Consider the following 21,557-nt stretch of genomic DNA (forward strand, 5'->3'; position numbering starts at 1 on the left):
TTAAATGTTAACGTAATGACACGTTGAGGCCCAATATAAATGTGCGTGTAAGCGGGTAATTGTTTGTCCAGTCGCCGGAGCCCCTGCCTGAGTAGTTATTCTCCGGATCCCAGCCTATCCAGTTGGTAAAGGTATGCAGGTTGCGCCCGCTGGCGTATACTGTTAAACCACCCAAATGAAGTTTCTGCAATACCGATTGCCCAAACACATAGCTCAGTGTTACATCTTTTATACGGGTGTAGCTTGCATCTGAAGCATAACCGTAACCTCTTGTATTATTGTATGATAAAGCCGGGCGGGTGTTGCTTTTGTTATCGGCTGTCCAGTAACCTATTTCGGCAGGCGTATTACGACGGCCTGTTTCATCGCCATAGGTAAGATCCTGGTTGTTTTTGGTCATGCCCTGCGCGGTTTGTATAAATACGCTAAGGTTGATGTTTTTATAGTGGAAGGTATTGGTTAAACCGCCTGTCCATTTCGGGGTGGTTTGGCCCAATATCATCCTGTCGCCATCGGGGGTTATCTTACCATCGCCATTCAGATCGGCAAATTTAAGGTCGCCTGGTTTTGCGCCTGGATCTTGTTTAGAAGCATCCTCGCCTGTTTGCCAAATGCCGGTCATTTTATAATCGTACACTACACTGATAGGTTTGCCCAGGAACCAGCGGTTACCTAAGTCGTCCTTACCATCGCCATACAGATAAGTGATCTGGTTTTTGTTGGTGGCGAATACAATGGTGGTTTCCCAGCGGAAATCGGTCGATTCGATATTATGTGTATTCAACGTAACTTCTATGCCCCTGTTTTGAGTTTTGCCTATATTCTCAAATACCAAAGAATAACCGGTAATAATAGGCAGGCTCCTTAACAACAGCAAGCCGTTTGTTTTATTCTGATAGGCATCAATACTACCATTTACCCGGTTTTTAAATAGAGAGAAATCTACACCGATGTTGGCGGTTTTAGTGTTTTCCCACTGCAACGCGCTGTTACCAAGGTTACCGGCAAGCACACCAATGGTGCTGATACCATTGAACGGAGAACGCGCGGTACCATCTGTTGTAATGGTGCGGTACACCGGGATGGCCTCGTTACCGGTTTGGCCGTATGATAAACGCAGCTTAAGGTTATCAACCACCTTTGAGTCTTTCATAAACGATTCGTTACTCACGTTCCAGCCCAATGCAGCTGAAGGGAACACACCATATTTGGTAGTATTTGCACCAAATACCGATGATCCATCGCGGCGGGCGGTAATGGTTAACAGGTAACGGCTATCGTACGAGTAGTTCAACCTGCCCATCTGCGAGTTTAAAGCATACCTGTCGCGGTATGATCCGCTTGTTTGTGTTGCACCGGCACCCAGGTTATCGGCACCCAGTTCATCGTTGATGAAGCCGCTTGCGCCTGCAGTGGTTGAGCTGTACTTACGCTGCTGCGAGCTGTATAAGCCAGTAAAATCGATGTGATGTTTGTCCCAGTTTTTTGCGTAGCTCAGGATATTCTCCAGCGTGTAGCTATTGGTTGACGCGTTGAAATTACTGGCAGTACCAATCATGTCATTTGCAAGCCTGCCGGTATAGCTGGATCTGCGCTCGGGGAAGAAAGTGTAACCCGCGTTTAAACGGTATTTTAAGCCGGTAAGCACACCCGGGAATTTAATCTCGGCGTAGCCATTACCATTGATGTTGGTTGTACGGCTTAGCTGCTTGGTAGTTAAACCCAACATGGGGTTGGTGTATAACTGCTCGGGATTCATGGGGTAAATGGTATACGTGCCGTTGGCGTTATACTCCTGGCCATAAGGGCTCATGGCAGTAGCAAACAACAGGTTTGCACGGCCGCCATCGTAATTATTGCTTGATAAAAAAAGCGACGTACCGATGGTTAAAAAGCTGGTTACGTTAACATCCAAATTTGAACGAAGGGCAACACGCTTAAACTGGTATCCTTTTATTACGCCTTTCTGATCGAGGTAATCGCCCGAGATAAAGTATTTCACATCGTTCGATCCGCCCGAAACACTCAGGTTATGGTCTTGTATCACACCCTGCTGCGTGGCTTCTTTTACCCAGTCGGTAGTTTTACCTGCGTTATAGTTGGCCAATTCGCCAAAGTTTGGCACCGGGTTGGTTTGTGTTTGGCCTGTTTGCTTAAGGTAGTCGGCATATTTTTGTACATACTCGGCACCGTTACGCGGGGTAAGGATGCGTGCAAGATCTTCTACACCGGCATAACCGTTGTAGCGTATTACCGGCGTGCCGGTGTTACCGCGCTTGGTGGTAATTAATATAACGCCATTAGAACCATTGGTGCCGTAAATAGCGGTAGCCGATGCATCCTTCAGGATCTCTACCGAGGCGATATCATTGGAGTTGATATCATTTAACGAACCACCTGTTTTGCTCAGTGGAATCCCGTCGACAACCACATAAGGGCCGGAGTTGGCATTGATAGAATTTTGCCCCCTGATAAGCGCTGCCGGCTGACTGCCCGGTACAGACGAGGTAGTGGTAACGGTTACACCCGCCACTGCACCTTCAATAGCCTGCAATACGTTGGTAACCGGCAATTGCGATAAGCGCTGTTTTGGTACCGATGTTACCGAACCGGTAACGTCCGATCGTTTTTGAGTACCGTAACCTACTACTATTACTTCGGCCAGGTCTTTACCGGACTGGGTGAGCGTAATTTTAAGCGCATCAGTTGCCTGGCTTACGCTAACTGTTTTGCTGCCCATGCCCACAAAAGATACATTAAGTGTTGATGGCCCGGTTAATGATAAGGTAAATTTACCGTTTACATCGGCAACTACGCCCTGCGAGGTGCCCACCACCCCTATGCTTGCCCCCGGTACCGGGATGCCTTTATCATCAACTACGGTACCTTTTACGGTAAAAGGCCCGGTTTGCGCATAAGCCGCGCCGCCTAAGCCTATAATGAGCGCACTCATAAGTAAGGTTAAGCGAATTAAATTTGTAATTGTTTTTCTCATATTGTTTGGATTTGGTTTGTTAGAGTGTATTGGTTTTTTGGGGAGTTGATTAAATTTATCCATACAGGTCGGGGCAACTCAAGTACGCGCCGGAGCGGTTGAAGTTCATAGCAGTTTTTTGGGTTTAATAATTGCACTGTAAGCATTAAATGTAGAACTTACAGTTATTGGTTAAGACGAAATAAGGGTATTTATTTGGAAGCTTAGAGGGGTAAAACAGTAAAATAGAGGGGGGGGTAAAATTGATAATTAAGTGTTTTTATACAATTAATACCAAACAGGCGGTTTTCGTTAACGAAATGTTTGCTCTACCGAATAATGTTTATTAAAAGCCTGGCGGTGCTGTTTTATAAACTCCGACGGTTTAACACCAAACAGCTTGATAAACTGCTCTCTGAAATATTTAATATCGTTAAAACCGGTGTTAAACGCGGCCTCGTTAACGTTACAATTGGTATTGATCATCATCTCGGCGGCTTTACGCAGGCGTACAAAACGCACAAAATTATTTACCGACTGCCCGCTGATGGATTTTATTTTTTTAAACAGGCTGGAGTAGCTCATCCCCATTTCATCGGCGATGGTTTTTACATCAAAATCGGGTTCCATCAGGTAATTTTCGATGATGGCTATGCACTTGTACAAAAACTCTTTATGGTCTTCGGAGATGTTGCGCGTGGTAGATTTGAGAGTTACTTCATTGTAAAAATAATTCTGCAGCTCGCGCCTGTCCTTCAAAATACCTTGTACCCGTGCCACAAGCAGATCTTTCTCAAACGGTTTGGTTACAAAATCAACTGCCCCTACTTCTATCCCCTTCAGTTTAATCTCGGGGTTGCCATCGCCGGTAAGCAATATAACGGGGATGTGACTCAGCGATGAATCCTGCTTAATAATTCGGCAGAGATCGATACCCGACAGCGCGCCCATCGAAATATCGCTGATCACCAGATCGGGCAGATGTTTTTTTATCAACTCCAGGCCTTCTTCGGCACTTTGTGCCTCAAAAATTTTGTAATGTTCTTTAAATATCTTGCGGATATAATCGCGCAACTGCTCGTTATCATCAATAATGAGGATGGATTGCCTGTCTGATATCAACAGCTCAAAATTAGCTACTTCTTCTTCGGCAAGTTTTTCGGTAGTGGTATCGCCGGTTATCAGCTCATCAATTAAATGCTGGCTGAGTTCAGCGCTTTCCGGTTCGGTATTTGATTCCTGCAGGCGCTTTTTGGGCAGGCTAACCGTAAAAGTGGTACCATTGCGGTTGTTACCTGTATAAGAGATGGTACCATCGTGGCTATTGATAAAACTTTTGGATAAATAAAGCCCTATGCCAAAGCCGGTTTTTAGCGAGGTGTTATCTTTTATCTGGTAAAACTTATCAAACAACTTTTCGCCGATACCCGGTGCTATACCGCAGCCATTGTCCTCCACCTTTAAAATAACGCTTTTATCGGTTTCTTCCAGCGTAATATCAATCTCGCCACCTATGGATGTAAATTTTATGGCGTTGGAGATGAGGTTAAAAATGGCGATCTCTATCTTCTCCCGATCGGCAGCTATAATAAGCTCCTGCACATCAGAATGATAGCTGTATTTAATGCTTTTAATTTTTGCCTGGTGTAAAAAGCAGGCGTACACATCGCTGCATAGTTTGGCAAAGTTGAGGTTAACCATATTCAGGCTGTCGTTCTCACTTTCTGTTTTTCTGAAAAGCAGCAAGTGATCTACCAGGCCTAAAAGGCGGCGGGCGTTGCGGTAAATGGTGTTTAACTCATCGCTGTGTTTGTTACCGTCGCTTTGCAGGAGATCTTTTATGGGGTTGATGATCAGCGTAAGCGGCGTACGGAACTCGTGCGAGATATTGGTAAAAAAGGATAGCTTCTTTTCGTTCAGTTCTTTTTCGCGTTCTACTTTTAGGTTGGCTATCTCTACCTCGTATTTCAGCTTTGTTTGCCTGATGCGATACAGCCAGAACCAATAAACAATGGTGGATAATACCGAAATATATAGCAAATACGCCCACCAGGTACGGTACCAGGGCGGCAACACAATAATTTGCAGATGCAGTTGCTTGCCGTTCCATTCGCCGGCGCTGTTGGTTGTTTTTACTCTAAGGATGTACTTACCCTCGTTTAAGCGGCCGTAATAAGCCGTTTTTATTTTGCCTACGTAGTTCCAGCCATGGTCCCAGTTCTCCAGGTAGTAGGCATAGTTCAGTTTATCCGGAAAGGAATACTCGGGCGCTGTATAATCTATAGCCAGGGTAGCCTCGTTATAGGGCACTGTAATTTGTTTAAGATCTACCACGGCATTCCCATCAGTGTAACTTATATTGCCATCTATGGGTTTGTTGTTGATCTGCAGGCCCGTAAACTTTAGTTCGGGTTGGTGCAGCGGCAGACTGATGCTATCCGGGTAAAACACGTTAAAGCCGTTGATACCCCCGAAAGCCAGCTCGCCGGAACTTAACCTTACCGCGGCGTTAAAATTAAACTGGTTGCTTTGCAGCCCGTCCGACGCGTAGAAATTTTTAAAAGTGTTTGTTTTAGCACTATACTCGGTTAGGCCGTTATAAGTACTCGCCCACAACTTCCCCCTATCGTCAACCACAACATTCAGCAGCGAGTTGCTGGGTAAGCCATCCGAACGGGTATAGCGTTTTAATGTTTTGGCCGCGATATTATATCGTAAGAGACCACCACCCTCGGTGCCTATCCACAAGTTGCGCACGCCGTCTTCGGTGATAGATCTAACAGCGTTTTTTACCGCAATAAACTGGTGCTGCTTTTTTGCGGTGTCTATTTTTATCAGCCGCGAATAATCGCCCGCCCAGAGCGTGCCCATGCGGTCTTCAAAAATGGCGTGGATATTGGTTAGCTGGTTGTCAAACACTTCAAACTTATCGGCCCGGCGGTTATATTTATAAAGCGTACCACCGCGTGTGGTGCCGGCCCAAAGGTTGTTGTGGCTATCCAGGTAAAGCTTCCATAGGTTTTTATCAATGGTTTTGGTGGTGCTGTTATAGCAATCGTAATGAATAAACCTTTGCGTTTGCGCGTCGAACCTATCAATTCCACCGCTAAACATAGCGGCCCAGAGCTGTTTCTTTTTATCATGTATAAGGCTCACCACAAAGTTGCTGCGCAGGGAAGCTGCATCTGCACTGTGTACATAGTTGGTGAATTGGTTTGTTTTGCGGTTCCAGTAACTCAGGCCGCCGCCATCGGTACCAATCCAAAGGTTATGCAGGTTATCCTCGCAAAACGACAGGATAAAGTTGTTCACCACACTGTTTTTATTGAAGGGATTATGCGTGATGAGTTTAAACTGGTTGCGCCTGCTATCTAAAAAACTTACCCCTCCCCTAAGCGTGGCTATCCACATGCGCTGCTGGTTATCCTGGTAAATCATACTGATGGCATCGCTGTGCAGGTTATTATTATCGCCCGCGCCACTAACAATATACCTAACGGCGTGGCTGGCGGTATCTAAAACATTTACGCCGCCGCCGTTTGTACCCAACCACAATTCCGATGACCTCGAAAATTTGATATCAACGATATTCTCGTTATTCAGCTTCGCGGCAGTAAGTTTTGTTAATGACTTGCTGATTAAATTATAGGTAAAAAGGCCATTATCAGCACCTATCCAAACCTGATGCCTGGTATCTGTTAAAATGCAGTTGGCATATTTTATAGCCTGGCTTATTAGCTCTATCTTACTATTCTGCCTGTTAAGCATGCAAAGGCCAACGTTACGTATAAACACCCAAATATTGTTTGCGTCATCAATAGAGAATGCCTGTACGCTATAGCTTTTATCGCCATTTGGCAGAGGAATTTGCCTGCTGACGGAATCGCCGGCGCGGCAAATAAAAAGCCCTGCGTAATCGGTACCGGCATACACATTCCCTTTGGCATCGGTTTGCAGGGCGGTAACATTATTAGCAATTTTCTGTACGGCAGTACCTGCCGAACCTTTAAAATAAACCGGGTGAAAGCGCGAGTCGGTATAATCAAAGTAAACCAGGCCCTTTAATGTACCCGCGAAGATGCGGTTACCGGAACCGGCCAGGCGGTTAACGTGGTTATCGTTTAACGAGCCCGCGTCCAGCCAAACGTTCCTGAAGATCTTTACTGTACTGCCATCGTATTTATTGAGCCCATCATAAGTGCCTATCCAAACAAAGCCGTGGTGGTCTTTATAAACACTGGTAACGGCGTTGTTAGAGAGCCCCTGTTCGATGCCTAAATATTGTACCGACTGCAAACCAAAAGCGTACCTGCCCGACAGTAAAATACCGGCCACGAGTAAACACGCACATTTGAGTAGTAAAACTCTCTTCATTAAACTGGCTATAATTGGTTTTAAACAGCAAACAAACCTAATGATTGTTAACTATAACTTTATGCCCAAAAATTACCTCTTGTAACCGTTTATTACCATTTAACAGGATACAGTTAAATTAATTGCCAGCGAAACATAGGATGATAGCCATCACTAATACCAGGCTTCATGCAGATGTTTTTTTTGATGCCGGCATTTATTTTTAGCTTGGCACCAGTTTATATTACCCCATGCTAAAAGCCTACAAACTATATACCGGCGAAGACGGACATTCGCATATTAAAACAGGAACAGTGAACGAAGGAATACTTAACCAGGCTTCCGGTATCCGTTTCCAGGAATCGCCGCCGCATTCGTTTTACCATTGGCATAACGCCCCCACCTGCCAGTATGTAATAAACCTGCTGGGCACACTGGAGTTTGAGACGTTTCCCGGTGAAACATTTACATTAAACCCCGGCGAAATACTGGTAGCCATGGATACCACCGGCACGGCCCACCGCTGGAAAATGAAAGGTGAAGACCCATGGAGACGTGTTTATATAGCTTTTGATGAAAGCCTGCCCGTAAATTTCGTGGAGGATAAAGGATAATACGCGCCGTTTAGGATTGCGCAGCGAACTGTTTGCTTTTTCTTTATATCTTACCGCATGAATAAGCATGTTATTTTAATTATACTCTTCTTTGCCGGGCTTATCCTCTCGGCCATTAACCCGCACGATTATTTCACCTGGATACTGGAAGTTTTCCCGGCGATAATTGGCTTTATAGTGCTGGTGCTCACTTATAAGCGTTTCCAATTCACGTATTTAACTTATGTAATGATATTGCTGCATTGCTATATCCTGTTCATCGGCGGGCATTATACTTATGCCGAAGTACCGGCCTTCAACTGGATCCGCGACAACTTCCACCAGGCACGCAATAATTACGATAAAATAGGGCATTTTACACAGGGCTTTGTGCCGGCCATCATAGCGCGCGAGCTGTTTATCCGCTGCGGTGTTATCCTGAAGCGAGGCTGGGTGGCATTCTTAACCGTGTGCGTTTGCATGAGCATCAGCGTTACTTATGAATTTATCGAGTGGTTTGTATCGGTCACCTCCGGCTCCAGCGGCGATTCTTTTTTAGGCACGCAAGGCGATATATGGGATACTCAAAGCGATATGCTTTTTGCCACCATCGGCGCTATTTGTATGGTGATGTTTTTTAGCAGATGGCAGGACAGGATGATAGATTTGCAAATGCGGAAATATGCGGATGTGCAGATTAAGAAATAAAATATTGACTAAAAGCTACATCATTGTATTCTGGAGTTCCATCTGTATGTCAATGTCGTTTACTTAAAATTTGGCCTGCTGCATAGCCTCACCCCAACCCCTCTCCAAAGGAGAGGGGCTAAAAGTCCTCTCCTTTGGAGAGGATTATTGCATGAGGGCTTCGCCGTTTAGGTGAGGCTACTTAGTAGCTTAAGTAAAACGACATTGACCTGCACATTTGTTAGGGTCTGCACAAGCGCTCAAATAATGCTACGTTGCCGGGATAAGTTGCTATCAATTCTTCTTTTTTCGCCATTTCAAATTCGCTGAACTCGAAACCCGGGGCTACGGCGCAACTTACCAAAGCGTAACCCGTTTTGCCGGGCACCTCTGCCGCAAACCATAAACCAGCCGGTACAACTAAGGATAAGTTTCCGCCGGGCTGGTCGGAAAGTTGCAGCGCCTGATGTTCTCCTTCGGCAGTTATTACGTGCACAATGAGCGGCGCACCCTTATGAAAATACCAGATCTCATCTGAGGAGATCTTATGAAAGCCCGAATAATCTTCCCCTTCCAATAAATAGTAAATAGAGGTGCAGGCTTGCAAAACTGTCTCTATGCCTGCCCTTTTCACCTGTTGCTGTGAACGGAACACTTCTTTATAAAAGCCGCCTTCGGGGTGCGGTAATAATGATAGCTGCTGTATCCAGTATGCGGCATTAGGTTCTTGCATCGTTTTGAATTTGATAGCGCCAAATGTAAGCCATTGAGCGATGTTTTTAAACCACAAAACCCGGCTTTTGGCCGGGTTTTGTTGAATAGAGTTATATGCAATTATTTCGGCAATAGTACGCCGTTAATACCGTCAACAATTCCATTTGCGCCTATCAGGTCGAATAAGGTAACCTGGGCAGAACTGCCGGCGGCGTTAGTTATCTGTAATTTACTGCCGGCTAAGGAAAGCGTAAGCGTTTGGCCGTCTAAAGTAGTTACGACTGCTTTACCCTTGCCTGCTTTTAAAGCGGCAACTATTTCTTTCTTACCGTATTTACCGCTAACCACATGGCCTTTTAATATCGAAGCCAATTTTGCTGGATCTTTTTGCAAGCTGTCCAGTTTGGAGGTGGTCAACGAGTTATTGTGCGGGGCAAATATGGTATATGGGCCACCTGTTTTTAAAACCGAATCGAGCTTTGCAGCTTTTACAGCTATCAACGCGTTACTATAGTCGGCATTACTTGCCAGCGCGCCTACAACGTCGCTTGCGCCTTCTACCGCAGGAGTAACTGCTTTAGCGGTATCCTGTGTGGTTTTTTTGGTGGTATCCTGTGTGGTTTGTGCAAATACGCGGCTGGTCGTCAAATTCAATAATAATAAGCCTGCAGCTAAAAAAATGGATCTTTTCATGTTGTTCCTGTTTTAGATTTTCTGTGTTTTACTGATTAATTAATGGGTAATGGTTTATCGTATAGCAGGATTTTTTATAGTTTATTAACTCATAGATAACTACAGGAGCGGAAGATTGTTTAGTAAAAATTCATTTTGGGTGCCGACATCCGGTTATTTATACCTTTCTGAATGCAAAAGAACACCCATAGGCCTACGCCAAACCGCTAACTATCAACATCAAAACCTTATCTGCTTCCTAACCCAAAAACGAGGTTATTTTTATTTAAATCCGTTCTCAATATTAACCTAACTAAAACAAATTGTTAATATCTACGTCATTTTACGTAATATGTAGCGCCATACAAAGTTTCTACAGATTTTATTTTTTAATTAGCAGCATTCTTTATTTCAGTATAACTCCTCTTTGAAAAAGATCATCATCATACTCCTGAGCATCGCATCGCTAAGTGTTAACGCGCAGATCAAGATTAGTACAAAAGATTCGTTAAAAACAGATTCTGCTAATCTATTGGCCCTGCCGGACACCGTAAAGCATCTGCAAACTACCTGGCAATCATTTATTCCCCCAACTGTTTTCATTACATATGGCGCGTTATCTTTTAATGTGAAAGCTATCCGGAACCTCGATTACAGTATCGACAGGGATGCCCAGAAAGACCACCCCGGCAACTTGTACCCTGTTGAGAATTATTTACAGTACGCCCCTATTGCCTTGGTGTACGGTTTGAATTTCGCGGGCGTACACGGGAAGAATACGTTTATCGACCGCTCGATAATCCTGGGCATGTCTGAAGGGATTTTTGGTTTGGCTACCTATGGACTAAAGCGTTCTTCCGACCGTTTGAGACCTAACGGTGCCGACAGGTTCTCGTTCCCTTCGGGCCATTCGGGAAGCGCCTTTGTAGCTGCCGAATTTATGGCACAGGAGTATGGCGATAAATCGCCCTGGTATGGCATTTTTGGTTATACCTGCGCTTCGGCCACTGCCATTTTAAGGGTTTATAACCACAAACACTGGTTTAGCGATATTGTTGCCGGGGCAGGTTTTGGGATACTTTCAACCAAGGCAGCGTATGCTATCTATCCGCTATTCAGAAACAAATTATTCCACGATGAAAAATCAAACAAGCAGACAGTGATCATGCCTACTTACAGCGATGGCGTTGTTGGGTTTGTGTTTACCAAGCAGTTGTAAGAGGAAGCGGCGGGTTCGAGCACTATAAAAAACAGTTCGTCATGCCGAATTTATTTCGGCACCCCACATGCACAGTAGCCGAACAGGCAGGGCGATTATGCATATTGGCTACCTGTCCCGTGGGGTCCTGAAACAAGTTCAGGATGACGGTTATTTATTATGACGTTTATTCTTTCTAACACTCAAGCCCTGAACCAATGGCCACAATTTTTATTTCACGGCCACCTTCTGCACCTCTATTGGCGCGGTAAAATGGTACGTTCCGGAGCCAAGCTCCACCATAATATAATTTTCTTTGCTGTTTGCCGGCTGATAAGGCTTGCCATTTTTTAGCGGTTTGCCGCTATCCATCACGTTCGCGGCATCTTTTGCGGGGATATATACCGATGCCGTGGTGTTAACCGGGATCTCTACATCAAAATTAAGCTGGCCATCTGCTATTGCCCATGCCGAGCTTACCGTACCGTAATACGTTTGTAAACTTGCCGATGCATTGGTAAAGCCGCCACCCGGGTGCGGCATTATTTTGATATGCTTATACCCCGGGCCATCATTATAGGTATCCAACCCAACCATTACGCGGTACATCCAATCGCCAATGGCGCCGTAAGAATAGTGGTTAAAAGAGTTCATGGTTGGTGTTTCGAAGGTTTTATCGGGTTTTATACCATCCCAGCGTTCCCAAATGGTGGTTGCGCCCATTTTTACCGGGTACAGCCAGCTTGGATAAGTATCCTGCAGCAGCAGTTTATAAGCCTCATCGGTATAACCAAACCTGCTGAGTACATGGCAAAGGTATGGTGTACCCAAAAAGCCGGTGGTAAGGTGGTTGTTATAATTTTTAATATTTGTTACCAGCCTTGCTGCGGCTTGCGGGCGAAGGTCCTCGGGCAGCATATCAAAATTAAGGGCAAGCACATAGGCGGTTTGCGTACCAGATACCATACGGCCGTTGGCAGTAACATACTCGCGCATAAAGGCATCCTTTATACGCTTTAGGTTTTTGCCGTAAGCTTCGTAATCGTCGGTTTTACCTAAAACCTGCGCCGCGTTTATAAGCAGCTGGGTGGAGTAGGCATAAAAGCACTGCGCTATCAGGTATTTATCGGTTACGGCAGATGTGCCGTCGGTATCGTCGTTCACGCTGTAAAACAGCCAGTCGCCAAAGTGGAAGCCGGTGTTCCACAGATCATCCTTAGCCTGGTTCTTCATATAATCAACCCAGGCTTTCATGCTGCCGTACTGATCTTTCAGTACCTGCTTATCCCCGTACGCAACGTACATATTCCAGGGGATAACGGTAGCGGCCTCGCCCCAGCCTGCGCTGCCGGCGGCACCTTTACCCAAAACATTCGGAATTACAAATGGTACCGCACCTTTTTCGGTTTGGTCGGCGGTGATATCCTTCAGCCATTTAGAGAAAAAGTTATCTACATTCATGTTAAACGATGCGGTGCGCGAGAATACCTGCGCGTCTCCTGTCCAGCCCAGGCGCTCATCGCGTTGCGGGCAATCGGTAGGCACATCTAAAAAGTTACCTTTTTGCCCCCATTGGATATTATGCTGAAGTTGATTAACCAGCGCATTAGAAGAACTGAAAGTGCCGGTTGGTGCCATATCTGAATATATGGTGACAGCCGTAAAATCGTCCGGGTTCAGGTCGCCGTTATACCCTTCAACTTTAATAAACTGGAAACCATGGAACGTGAAGTGGGGCTCAAACACTTCCACATCGTCCCCGCCGAGTATAAAATTATCCTGCGCCTTGGCCGACCTCAGGTTATCGGTATAAAAATTACCGTCTTTATCCAATACCTCGGCATGTGATATGGTCACTTTCTGTCCCTTTTTTCCCTTTAGCCTTATTTTCACCCATCCCACCAGGTTTTGCCCAAAATCTACAATATGCTCGTTCTTCTTTGTTTTGATTACCCGCAGAGCTTTAAATGTCTCGTGTTTGCGGATGGGTTCGTTATAAGTAGCCAGCAGGTTTTTAAAGCCGTAATCCGCTACCTGCACGCCGTTCCAACCGGTATCGTTATACCCGTTAAGCGCCCAGCCTTTCTTTATTTTACGGGCATCAATGGTTTCGCCGTTGTAAATTTCAGAATAGGTTATTTCGCCAGTGCTCGATTTCCAGCTTCCGTCGGACAGCACCACTTCTGATGTGCCATCGGTATAGGTTATGTGCATCTGCATCAGGAGGGCGATATCTTTGCCGTATCTGTTTGAATTGTTGGCAAAGCCAATGGTGCCCCGGTACCAACCACTACCCAGCGTAACGCCGATGGTATTGTTACCATTGGTCAACAGATCGGTAACATCATAAGCCTGGTATTGCAGGCGTTTGCCGTAGCTCGTCCAGCCGGGGGTAAGGTAGGCATCCCCTACCCTACGACCGTTTATCTGCGCTTCGTATAGGCCGTGCGCAGTAATAAAAGCCACAGCCGAAGCTACCTTTTTTGTAGAGCTGAATGTTTTCCTGAACATGGGCGAGGCCCGCAGACTATCTTCCTTAAAACCCGGACCAATCCATTTTGCCTGCCATTCATTGGCATTAAACAGCGAGGTTATCCAGTAGCCGGTTTCGCTCCAGGCAGATGCTTTTTTGGTGTTATCCCACACCTTAACCTGCCAGTAGTATTTGGTATGCGATGAAAGCGCCTTACCCTTATAACCTACGTGTACCGAAGAATCGGACGCAACCTTTTTAGAGTCCCATATGATCTTACGGAAATCGGAATGAGTGCTTACCCTTACCTGGTAAGCCGTTTGGCTTACGTTATGCCCGGCGGAGGCCAGCTCCCAGGTAAAACGCGGCTGCGCGTTATCAAGCCCGATGGGGTTAGTGCGGTTTTCGCAAAGTATTTTGTTTACAGAAATTTGGGCCTGCGCAAAGGTGGCAACCAACGTAAAGACGGTAACGAGGGTAAAAATTCTTCTCATTTTTATACGATAAAAAGCGGGGTGCAAACATCCGCCGGAGGTTTATGAATGGGCGACAAAAGGTAGCATTTATCCGTGTGCGTTACAAACGCATTAAGCATGTTTTTAGTGGATTTTTACATGAAATAGAGCTTTATATATGGTGTTGCCAATGTAAAGAAGATGTTTACAATAACCGTCATGCACTGTTATGGTTACAGGAGTTTTCGGTATTTTTTTTTCAAAACCAAAGGGTGTAACAATAGCGGGTATAAAACGCGCAGGGGTGATTGCGATATTCCATCTGTAGGAGCATAGCCGTCAGCTTAAGGAGTAGTGCAGACGCGTAGCGTCGACCTATTTTGTAGCAACGGATTTTAATCCGTTGTCGCAAAATAGCACCAGCGTAAAGAACCATCGGTTCGGCCGATATAAATCCTAAATATGGGTCGTACCTACGGCACTCATCAAAACGGTGGGCTACATCGGCGGGTTAAAACCCGCCGTTACAATATTTATCGAGCCGATGGCTCTTTTAAAATTCAACACCTTAAGTTGACGGCTATGATCTGTAGGAAGGGCACTTAGGGATTACCGAGTTGCATTAGGGGTAAATTGCACCTCGATATTGTCTTTCCCCGGCAGGGCATCAAACACACATACCTGTCCGCTTTGCTTAAAGGACAGTTTTTTACGTTTTTGGCTAATGCTTTTAATTACAGCGCCGTTGGTATTGAAGTTGATGGTGAGGGGCTGTGTCCAGTTTTGGCGGTTGGCCAGGGTATCGGTAAGGCTAAGCGTCCAACGCCGGGCATTTTTGCTCAGTAGTTTAAGCTTTGCCGAGTTACGCTCCTTATGATACTGGATCACATTTTTAAATGGCGCTATCCATACAGAATCCTTACGCTTATCTAATTCAATTAAATGCTGCGCGAAAACTTTGCCGGGTGTGATGATCCAGCCGTCTTCTATACCATGATATGTTGGGCAAAACCAGCCGCCAACAGCGATAGTTTCATCAATGTACTTCCCAAAATTCGCCATCGATGCCGAATCGCTTATCATTTGGCTGTTTATGTTGTAGTAATCATCGTTGGTTTTGGCAAAATCATAGGCGTTGTAAGGGTACGGTTTGTTTTGCGTGGCACGCGCGCCAATAAAATACGGCGCAACTGTTTTGCGGATAGCCTTATCCTTTTCGGTAATACCACCGCCTTCGCCAAAGGGATAGGCATGCGTGATCATTTTCTGCGCCGGCAGCAGAGCATCCATCTGCTTGTTAGATTCGGTGCATTCCCAGGCAATACTATCAAGGGGCATTTTAGGAAAATGTGGATGCGTTAGTGCATGGTTGGCTATTTCGTGCCCGGCTAAAGCGGCCCTGTTAATTGTTTCCCAACTGATGTGCTGACTATTTACAATAGATACCGACATAAAAAAGGTCCCCTTAAAACCGTACTTATCCAGCAAGGGCACCGCAACGGCGTATTGCCCGGGGATACCATCATCAAAGGTTAAGCTAACCGCCGCTTTTTTATTATTGAACCAGGGCGCGATGGTGTAATCAAGTTCCGTTTGTTTTTGAGCAAAGGAGGAAAGTGACAGGCACAAGCAAAGAATAGTAAAAGAAAGGTATTTCATGGCGGTTATAATTTTTTGTATTGCCGGGCTGCATCATCCAACACCAACACCCAATCCTGCCCGTAACCGGCAGATGGCGGGGTAAAAGTATTATTTTGAAGATTAGATACCTGCGGCAACTCCTTTATTTTCCCGTTTCTTGGATCCAGCCAGTAGGCGTTTAACTTATCGCCCTTTATTTTGCGGGCAATAACGGTGAATGGTTTTCCGGCGGCTGTATAAACAAACAGGTAATCGGTGCCACGGGTGGCCTGGATCCTATCCGCGGGACCATTATTATTTTCCCGGATGATAGATTGATCGGGCACCCTGTCCAATAGCGGGTGTGATTCCATCAATTTTCGTACAATGCTCATTTGTTTGGCCCCCGGCAGATCGAGCGCATCATACCAAAACATATGCGGCCCGTTCAACGGCTCGTATTTTGGTGAATACATCTGCCAGATATCATGGCAACCATAGGTATGCCCGAAGGCACCCGAGAACAGGTCGAGATAAGCATACTTGCGTACGTCATAGGCGCTGGAGGTGCCCAGGTCGTTCACATTAAAGCAAACCGGGTGGTCTTCATAAATGGGTTCGGCATCCAGCACGGGTTTTAGCGGCAAGGCGTTATAGCTGGCGAAGATCTTATCGTAAACCGGCGTATCCCTGCAATGCCCGTTCTGAAACATATTGAATGAGAACCAATCCTCGCCCCTAAACCATTGCGCCGAGCCCAGCTGATTTGGCTGGCAATGATAGGTAATAAGCGCCTTGCCCCCGGTTATCTTCATAATAGCCCGGCCCATGGCGCGCCAAATGGCGATATCTGCCTCGCCACGGGGCTGGCGGTCGCCGCCGAGTACCCATATAATGTTGGTTTTATTTTTATAGCGTTTTGCCAGCCAGGCGGCATAAGTTGCCGCGTTCTTTTCGGTGAAGATCTCAGGGCCTTTACCCCATTTATCTTTAAAAACCTTATCGCCCCAGGTTGGCAGCAAGGCTATGTTCATGCCATATTCGTTGGCCTTATCTATAATGTAGTCTACATGCTCAAAATACTTCTCGTTTGGCTTCTCGGGGTCGTCGTCAATCAATGGTTTTTCGCCGTAAGCGTTTGGGGTGTGCAGGCCGTCCATCTCGGCCAATACTACAGCCTGTATTACGGTAAAACCCTGCTCGCTGCGGTGTTTTAGATATCGGTTAGCTTCCTCCCTATCCAGCCGATGGAAAAGCTCCCAGGCCGTATCGCCGAGCCAAAAAAAAGGCTTGCCGCCTTTCAGGATGTAATGCTTATCGGCGCTAACGGTAAACTGGGCCGTGGCAATTTTGGAGAAAGCGAAAAAGAACACAAGCAGCAGGTATTTTTTCATCAGGATGTTATTTACAATTGGCCTTTGAATTTATCTATTTTTTTTGCCGATTGAAAACAATCAGGTGCCGAATGCCTGCGATGTAGCGCTAAACTTTCAAATCATTAATATTATCCAATAAAAAACTATGCGTAAAGCGGGTCATTCCCGTTTTAGGGTAATAATCTACCGCGGCAGGGGCAGCAAGTAATATCAGTTTGGCAATTGGGGTATGCCTTTTGGTTTCTTTTATTAAGCGGATACCAATGCCCATGCGCTGGTATGCCTGGTCTACCGCCAGATCGGACATGTAGGTGCAAAAAGCAAAATCACTTAAAGAACGCGCTATACCCACCAATTTACCACCTATACGGGCGGTAACAAACAGGTTGGCATTTTGGCACATCAGCTTTATCCGGTCCATATCATCTACAGGGCGGCGCTCGGCAAGCGTGCTGCGTTTTAATACATCAACAAATTCCTGAGGGTCTAATGTGTCTTCGCGTTGGTAAATAATTTCGGGGCCTGGCATTTTATATTGCTTTAATGGTTAAAATTAATGTTTCAAATTTTAACACTTTGGCCGTTAATTAAATAGGCCAATAAATATAAATGCCATAGTCCAGCTAAACCGATATTATACCTTAAGCGCCGCCCTTACTCATAAAACTCCGGTGATATAGCCATGGCCATCAGCGCTTTTTGGTGCTTATCAAATAATTTCTTCCACCAAAACTGGTAACTGCGCGGGTACACCACTTGTTCGGAGTATTCGCGTTTGGATAAATTCTCCAATGCCAGCAGCTTAAACATCACCTTGCGCGAATGGTCTACAACAGCATGCGAACGCTGTGTATACCCAAATATATCGTTGATCTCTTTATTGGTTTTGCCCACCAGTATCAGCATAAATATTTCGATATGGAGGGTTGAGAAACCTTTTGTTTTAAGGTTTGGCCGGGTGCTTGTAATTGCATGTATCTTCATAACACAAAGTTTTAGTTTGGAAAAGCCACCGTGCATATTACGATTTTGCAAGCAAGTTAGTTTGATAGGGTAATTTTCAACAGCGTACGGAGCCAATAAAGTAACAAGTAATTTGCTGCAGCGGCGCGGCCGCTTTATCTGCTAAATTGCGTTGCAAGGCAAATAAGCCCCGTTTTTACGCTCGAACTAACACCGCGAGATTTATGGTGCTTATTAATTATTCATTTTGTTCATTGTGTTTTTAAGATTCAAAATCGTGTACTAATCAAATAAATTGCCGGGGTGATACCCACAGGAAGTATATATTTACGGGCGATAATGACCTATAAACGCGTATTACTATCGGATATAATTATGTAACTAATAGCTATGCAAAAATTAACCTATCCCTTAATATTAACTTTAAACTAATTACTATGAGCACCACCCCAACAAACAACGACAACCCAGACGGCACCATCCCTTTAGAAACAGCTAAAGCATGGGCGGCAAACTGGCGCAGCCACCTATCAACTTCCGAAGACGAGTTTCAAGGCAGGTCTTTTTTTATTCCGACCGCTTCAATCAACACCTTGCTTGCAAACAGCCCTAACGCCGAGGGTGTAAGAGCATATATAGGGATGGAAGACGAAACAGACCCGTTGACTGCTAAGCTGGTTATCGTGTCGGTAGTTAATGGCGAAGAAGTACTTACCATACCCGGCGAAAACGGCGGCGAGGATCGCCCCGGTACTGTTGACCTGGTAACCGCTTGCCCACCTGTTTGCCCAACAGGTGGCGGCCCTACCATAGAAAGCTAATTAAAATTTACTCTTCAGAAGTTTATAAGCTTTAATATCTTTAAGGCTTATAAATTTTTTAGCAAATGCTGTTTTTTATATATACAACATTCATCGTCCCGGCCACCGTACTTATCCCCATCGCCTACGCCTTTATCAACTATCGGGGTTTAACCCGTGCTTTTAAAATAATTTTAGCTTTTATCATTTTTTCGGCTGTGATGAATACCATAGCCAGTGTAATGGCACGTGGTTACCATATGCGTACAACCGGTATATACCATATTTATACCCCATTTGAATTCGGCTTCATTACGGCCTTTTTTTCTGAGTTTTATAACAAGCGTATCCGGAATATCCTGTATGGGCTTATTGCTGCGTTCGCCGTTTTTTGCGTGCTTAATACGGTTTTTATAGAAAGCATGATGAAAATGGATAGCAATGCACGGTCCGTAGATGCCATTATCCTTATTATCTTTTGCATGTTGTTCTTCGCTAAAAATAATAGCGATCTGGACAGCCGCTGGGCCGACCACGCCAGCAACTGGGTAGTAGCCGGGCTTTTATTGTATTATGGCAGTTCGTTATTCATGTTCATCTTTTTTGATAACTTAACAAGGGACGATATCATGACGTACGTTATCTGGACCCTAAACGCTACCATTTTAGTTATAGAATATGTTTTATTTGCAATAGGATTTCACAAATGCAAGGCACAACAGACAATATCTACGTCCAGATGATCCTGGGCATGAGCGGTGCCCTCATCCTGGTGGTATCGTTCATCCTGTTTTCTATCCGTAACCAAAATAGGCTTCTCAGGCAACGACAGCAGTTTCAGCAGGCCGAAATTGCGCATCAGAAAGAATTGCTGGGTGCCGTTATCCAATCGCAGGAAGCTGAACGTAAGCGCATCGGGCAGGATCTGCATGATGATGTGGGCACTACCTTATCCGGTTTACGAATGTTGATAGAAATGTTTAAGCCTGTTGACGATAAAAACCAGCAATACCTTAATTTCGTTAAATCCAGCAAACTAACTATAGATAAGATTGTAAAGGATGTGCGCCATATATCGCACAATCTCTCCCCTGCTACTTTGGGATATTACGGCCTTGCCGCGGCCATTAATGAGCATAGCGATATTATCAACCAATCGGGCAAGTTAACTATCAATGTAGAAAACGATGCCGATGCTGTTTTAGAAAACCTGCCGCTTGCCAGCGCTACCGCACTATACCGTGTGCTGGAAGAGTTGCTGAATAATACTATAAAACACTCGGGTGCAAGTAAAGCCGATATACAATTTAACAGTGCGCCGGGCAAATTGTTAATTGCCTATCAAGACAATGGCAAGGGGCTCTCAGGTTCGAGCAGCCAGCTAAAAAAAGGCATGGGGATGCAAAATATAGAGAGTCGCCTGCTCAATATAAATGCTACCTATGATATAACCACCAAACCAGGCGAAGGCTTTCATATACAAATAAATTGCCCTGTAATATAATTAAGATGGAGAAGATAAGCGTTGCAATTGTAGACGATCAGAATTTATTCCGCCAGAGCTTAGCTTTGCTTATCAACTCGGTAGAAGAATTTACGCTTGTTACCGATAGCGCCGGCGGGCAGGAATTTCTGAATACCCTTAAAACCACCACTGCCCCGGTTGATGTTGCTGTGATAGATATGGATATGCCGGGCATGAATGGAATTGAACTAAACAAAGCGCTGCACGAGCAATACCCCGGGATAAAAGTTATCATCCTATCGGTACATGTGAATGAGGCGCTTATTACCAAAATGATAAACGCAGGAGCGGCATCGTACCTGGCCAAGAATTGCGATAAAGACGAACTGATATTAGCCATTAATACCGTGTATAAAACAGGCTTTTATTTTAATAACGACGCGCTTAATGCCATCCGCAACAGCGCAAACCACCGCAATACTTCGCAAACTATATTAAGCGGCCTGCAAATAGCGCTAACCCGGCGCGAGAAACAGGTGCTCGAACTTATTTGCAAAGAATTTAATAACGCCGAAATAGCAGATCAGCTTTATTTAAGCGTACGCACGGTAGAAGGCCACCGCAATAACCTCATCATTAAAACCAACTGCAGAAACACCGCTGGTTTGGTGCTTTTCGCCATCAAATTCGGCCTTTTCGAGATCCCCTTTTAAAACCACGTACTTATACGTGTTTTTAAAATCGGGTAAAAATGGCAATCCCGCTATTATGTAATTATTAGTTAATAAAACGGCTGATTTGGTAAATTTACTGTTCTCTCACACAATCACCAGTCCATTAATTAACCCACAATAAAAAACCCACCAACCAAGGAGAAAAACGGGTGATTTTTTTGGCAACTTAATTTTTATCTTTACGTATAAAAGCATTCGTTAAAGTGGTAAAATGGATATTGTTTACATTAGTAATCAAATTAAGTATGATATACTCACCATTTGTGGCAAACCCGCCACAAAGGCTTATAACTTATTAACTGATACTCCGCTTCATTCAATAGGTTATGACGATGATGGTGAATTGTGCAGAAAACTTGAAAACAAATTACAAATGGTTGCCGAAGAATACCAAACCGGCAGAAGTATCTCTCGTGGGGCCGTATCCAAAAACTTTACCGTTAGACAGTGCATCGAATTAGTTATTGTATAAGTAACATC

17 protein-coding genes are annotated in these 21,557 nt (G+C 45.0%); 8 read left to right on the top strand and 9 right to left on the bottom strand.

Going from position 1 to position 21,557, the window contains the following annotated elements:
* Positions 1–7: 7 nt before the first annotated feature.
* Together IDJ77_RS05395 and IDJ77_RS05400 are read right to left on the bottom strand one after the other, a co-directional pair.
* Positions 8–2,953 (bottom strand): SusC/RagA family TonB-linked outer membrane protein, encoded by a 2,946-nt coding sequence (locus tag IDJ77_RS05395; RefSeq protein ID WP_224750975.1) that lies wholly within the window; start codon positions 2,951–2,953, stop codon positions 8–10.
* 333 nt (positions 2,954–3,286) lie between these two features.
* Positions 3,287–7,348, bottom strand: a complete 4,062-nt coding sequence (locus tag IDJ77_RS05400) for a hybrid sensor histidine kinase/response regulator transcription factor (RefSeq protein ID WP_191187902.1) — start codon at positions 7,346–7,348, stop codon at positions 3,287–3,289.
* Positions 7,349–7,578: 230 nt separating this feature from the next.
* Between IDJ77_RS05400 and IDJ77_RS05405 the strand changes: the two genes are divergently transcribed.
* Positions 7,579–7,941 carry a cupin domain-containing protein gene (locus IDJ77_RS05405; protein WP_191187903.1) on the top strand — a complete coding sequence of 121 codons (363 nt, stop codon included), beginning with the start codon at positions 7,579–7,581 and terminating at the stop codon, positions 7,939–7,941.
* A 57-nt stretch (positions 7,942–7,998) separates the two neighbouring features.
* Positions 7,999–8,628 carry a DUF2238 domain-containing protein gene (locus tag IDJ77_RS05410; protein ID WP_191187904.1) on the top strand — a complete coding sequence of 210 codons (630 nt, stop codon included), beginning with the start codon at positions 7,999–8,001 and terminating at the stop codon, positions 8,626–8,628.
* A 220-nt stretch (positions 8,629–8,848) separates the two neighbouring features.
* Here the strand turns inward: IDJ77_RS05410 and IDJ77_RS05415 are convergent, their stop codons facing one another.
* Positions 8,849–9,340 carry a cupin domain-containing protein gene (locus IDJ77_RS05415; protein ID WP_191187905.1) on the bottom strand — a complete coding sequence of 164 codons (492 nt, stop codon included), beginning with the start codon at positions 9,338–9,340 and terminating at the stop codon, positions 8,849–8,851.
* Positions 9,341–9,441: 101 nt separating this feature from the next.
* Positions 9,442–10,014 carry a fasciclin domain-containing protein gene (locus tag IDJ77_RS05420; RefSeq protein WP_191187906.1) on the bottom strand — a complete coding sequence of 191 codons (573 nt, stop codon included), beginning with the start codon at positions 10,012–10,014 and terminating at the stop codon, positions 9,442–9,444.
* Positions 10,015–10,420: 406 nt separating this feature from the next.
* On the opposite strand from IDJ77_RS05420, the gene IDJ77_RS05425 reads away from it, so the two are divergent.
* The gene (locus IDJ77_RS05425) at positions 10,421–11,212 is read left to right on the top strand and encodes a phosphatase PAP2 family protein (RefSeq protein WP_191187907.1); all 792 of its coding nucleotides are present in this window, start codon (positions 10,421–10,423) and stop codon (positions 11,210–11,212) included.
* 210 nt (positions 11,213–11,422) lie between these two features.
* Here the strand turns inward: IDJ77_RS05425 and IDJ77_RS05430 are convergent, their stop codons facing one another.
* From IDJ77_RS05430 to IDJ77_RS05450, 5 genes are all read right to left on the bottom strand, one after another.
* On the bottom strand, positions 11,423–14,158 hold the full coding sequence (locus IDJ77_RS05430; RefSeq protein ID WP_191187908.1) for an alpha-L-rhamnosidase: 2,736 nt from the start codon (positions 14,156–14,158) through the stop codon (positions 11,423–11,425).
* Between the two features lie 570 nt (positions 14,159–14,728).
* Positions 14,729–15,778 (bottom strand): polysaccharide deacetylase family protein, encoded by a 1,050-nt coding sequence (locus IDJ77_RS05435; RefSeq protein WP_191187909.1) that lies wholly within the window; start codon positions 15,776–15,778, stop codon positions 14,729–14,731.
* A gap of 5 nt (positions 15,779–15,783) precedes the next feature.
* Positions 15,784–17,133: a glycoside hydrolase family 140 protein gene (locus IDJ77_RS05440; protein WP_191187910.1), complete on the bottom strand. Its 1,350-nt coding sequence runs from the start codon at positions 17,131–17,133 to the stop codon at positions 15,784–15,786.
* An 88-nt stretch (positions 17,134–17,221) separates the two neighbouring features.
* Positions 17,222–17,644 carry a GNAT family N-acetyltransferase gene (locus IDJ77_RS05445; protein WP_191187911.1) on the bottom strand — a complete coding sequence of 141 codons (423 nt, stop codon included), beginning with the start codon at positions 17,642–17,644 and terminating at the stop codon, positions 17,222–17,224.
* 125 nt (positions 17,645–17,769) lie between these two features.
* Positions 17,770–18,099, bottom strand: coding sequence for a hypothetical protein (locus IDJ77_RS05450; RefSeq protein ID WP_191187912.1), 330 nt, complete (start codon positions 18,097–18,099; stop codon positions 17,770–17,772).
* Positions 18,100–18,515: 416 nt separating this feature from the next.
* On the opposite strand from IDJ77_RS05450, the gene IDJ77_RS05455 reads away from it, so the two are divergent.
* From IDJ77_RS05455 to IDJ77_RS05475, 5 genes are all read left to right on the top strand, one after another.
* Positions 18,516–18,899, top strand: a complete 384-nt coding sequence (locus tag IDJ77_RS05455) for a hypothetical protein (protein WP_191187913.1) — start codon at positions 18,516–18,518, stop codon at positions 18,897–18,899.
* Between the two features lie 65 nt (positions 18,900–18,964).
* The gene (locus tag IDJ77_RS05460) at positions 18,965–19,621 is read left to right on the top strand and encodes a hypothetical protein (RefSeq protein ID WP_191187914.1); all 657 of its coding nucleotides are present in this window, start codon (positions 18,965–18,967) and stop codon (positions 19,619–19,621) included.
* Positions 19,585–20,382: a sensor histidine kinase gene (locus tag IDJ77_RS05465; RefSeq protein WP_191187915.1), complete on the top strand. Its 798-nt coding sequence runs from the start codon at positions 19,585–19,587 to the stop codon at positions 20,380–20,382. The genes IDJ77_RS05460 and IDJ77_RS05465 overlap by 37 nt, the downstream gene beginning before the upstream one ends.
* A 5-nt stretch (positions 20,383–20,387) precedes the next feature.
* Entirely contained in the window at positions 20,388–21,056 is a 669-nt protein-coding gene (locus IDJ77_RS05470) for a response regulator transcription factor (protein WP_191187916.1), read from the top strand.
* Positions 21,057–21,288: 232 nt separating this feature from the next.
* Entirely contained in the window at positions 21,289–21,549 is a 261-nt protein-coding gene (locus IDJ77_RS05475; RefSeq protein WP_191187917.1) for a hypothetical protein, read from the top strand.
* Positions 21,550–21,557: the final 8 nt, after the last annotated feature.

Origin of the sequence: Mucilaginibacter pankratovii (assembly GCF_014773265.1) — a bacterium.
Classification (GTDB): Bacteria; Bacteroidota; Bacteroidia; order Sphingobacteriales; family Sphingobacteriaceae; genus Mucilaginibacter; species Mucilaginibacter pankratovii.

Coding starts and splice junctions, on each gene's coding strand:
- IDJ77_RS05395 (WP_224750975.1), bottom strand. CDS start 2,953: ATGAGTGCGCTCATTATAGGCTTAGGCGGCGCGGCTTATGCGCAAACC.
- IDJ77_RS05400 (WP_191187902.1), bottom strand. CDS start 7,348: ATGAAGAGAGTTTTACTACTCAAATGTGCGTGTTTACTCGTGGCCGGT.
- IDJ77_RS05405 (WP_191187903.1), top strand. CDS start 7,579: ATGCTAAAAGCCTACAAACTATATACCGGCGAAGACGGACATTCGCAT.
- IDJ77_RS05410 (WP_191187904.1), top strand. CDS start 7,999: ATGAATAAGCATGTTATTTTAATTATACTCTTCTTTGCCGGGCTTATC.
- IDJ77_RS05415 (WP_191187905.1), bottom strand. CDS start 9,340: ATGCAAGAACCTAATGCCGCATACTGGATACAGCAGCTATCATTATTA.
- IDJ77_RS05420 (WP_191187906.1), bottom strand. CDS start 10,014: ATGAAAAGATCCATTTTTTTAGCTGCAGGCTTATTATTATTGAATTTG.
- IDJ77_RS05430 (WP_191187908.1), bottom strand. CDS start 14,158: ATGAGAAGAATTTTTACCCTCGTTACCGTCTTTACGTTGGTTGCCACC.
- IDJ77_RS05435 (WP_191187909.1), bottom strand. CDS start 15,778: ATGAAATACCTTTCTTTTACTATTCTTTGCTTGTGCCTGTCACTTTCC.
- IDJ77_RS05440 (WP_191187910.1), bottom strand. CDS start 17,133: ATGAAAAAATACCTGCTGCTTGTGTTCTTTTTCGCTTTCTCCAAAATT.
- IDJ77_RS05445 (WP_191187911.1), bottom strand. CDS start 17,644: ATGCCAGGCCCCGAAATTATTTACCAACGCGAAGACACATTAGACCCT.
- IDJ77_RS05450 (WP_191187912.1), bottom strand. CDS start 18,099: ATGAAGATACATGCAATTACAAGCACCCGGCCAAACCTTAAAACAAAA.
- IDJ77_RS05455 (WP_191187913.1), top strand. CDS start 18,516: ATGAGCACCACCCCAACAAACAACGACAACCCAGACGGCACCATCCCT.
- IDJ77_RS05460 (WP_191187914.1), top strand. CDS start 18,965: ATGCTGTTTTTTATATATACAACATTCATCGTCCCGGCCACCGTACTT.
- IDJ77_RS05465 (WP_191187915.1), top strand. CDS start 19,585: ATGCAAGGCACAACAGACAATATCTACGTCCAGATGATCCTGGGCATG.
- IDJ77_RS05470 (WP_191187916.1), top strand. CDS start 20,388: ATGGAGAAGATAAGCGTTGCAATTGTAGACGATCAGAATTTATTCCGC.
- IDJ77_RS05475 (WP_191187917.1), top strand. CDS start 21,289: ATGGATATTGTTTACATTAGTAATCAAATTAAGTATGATATACTCACC.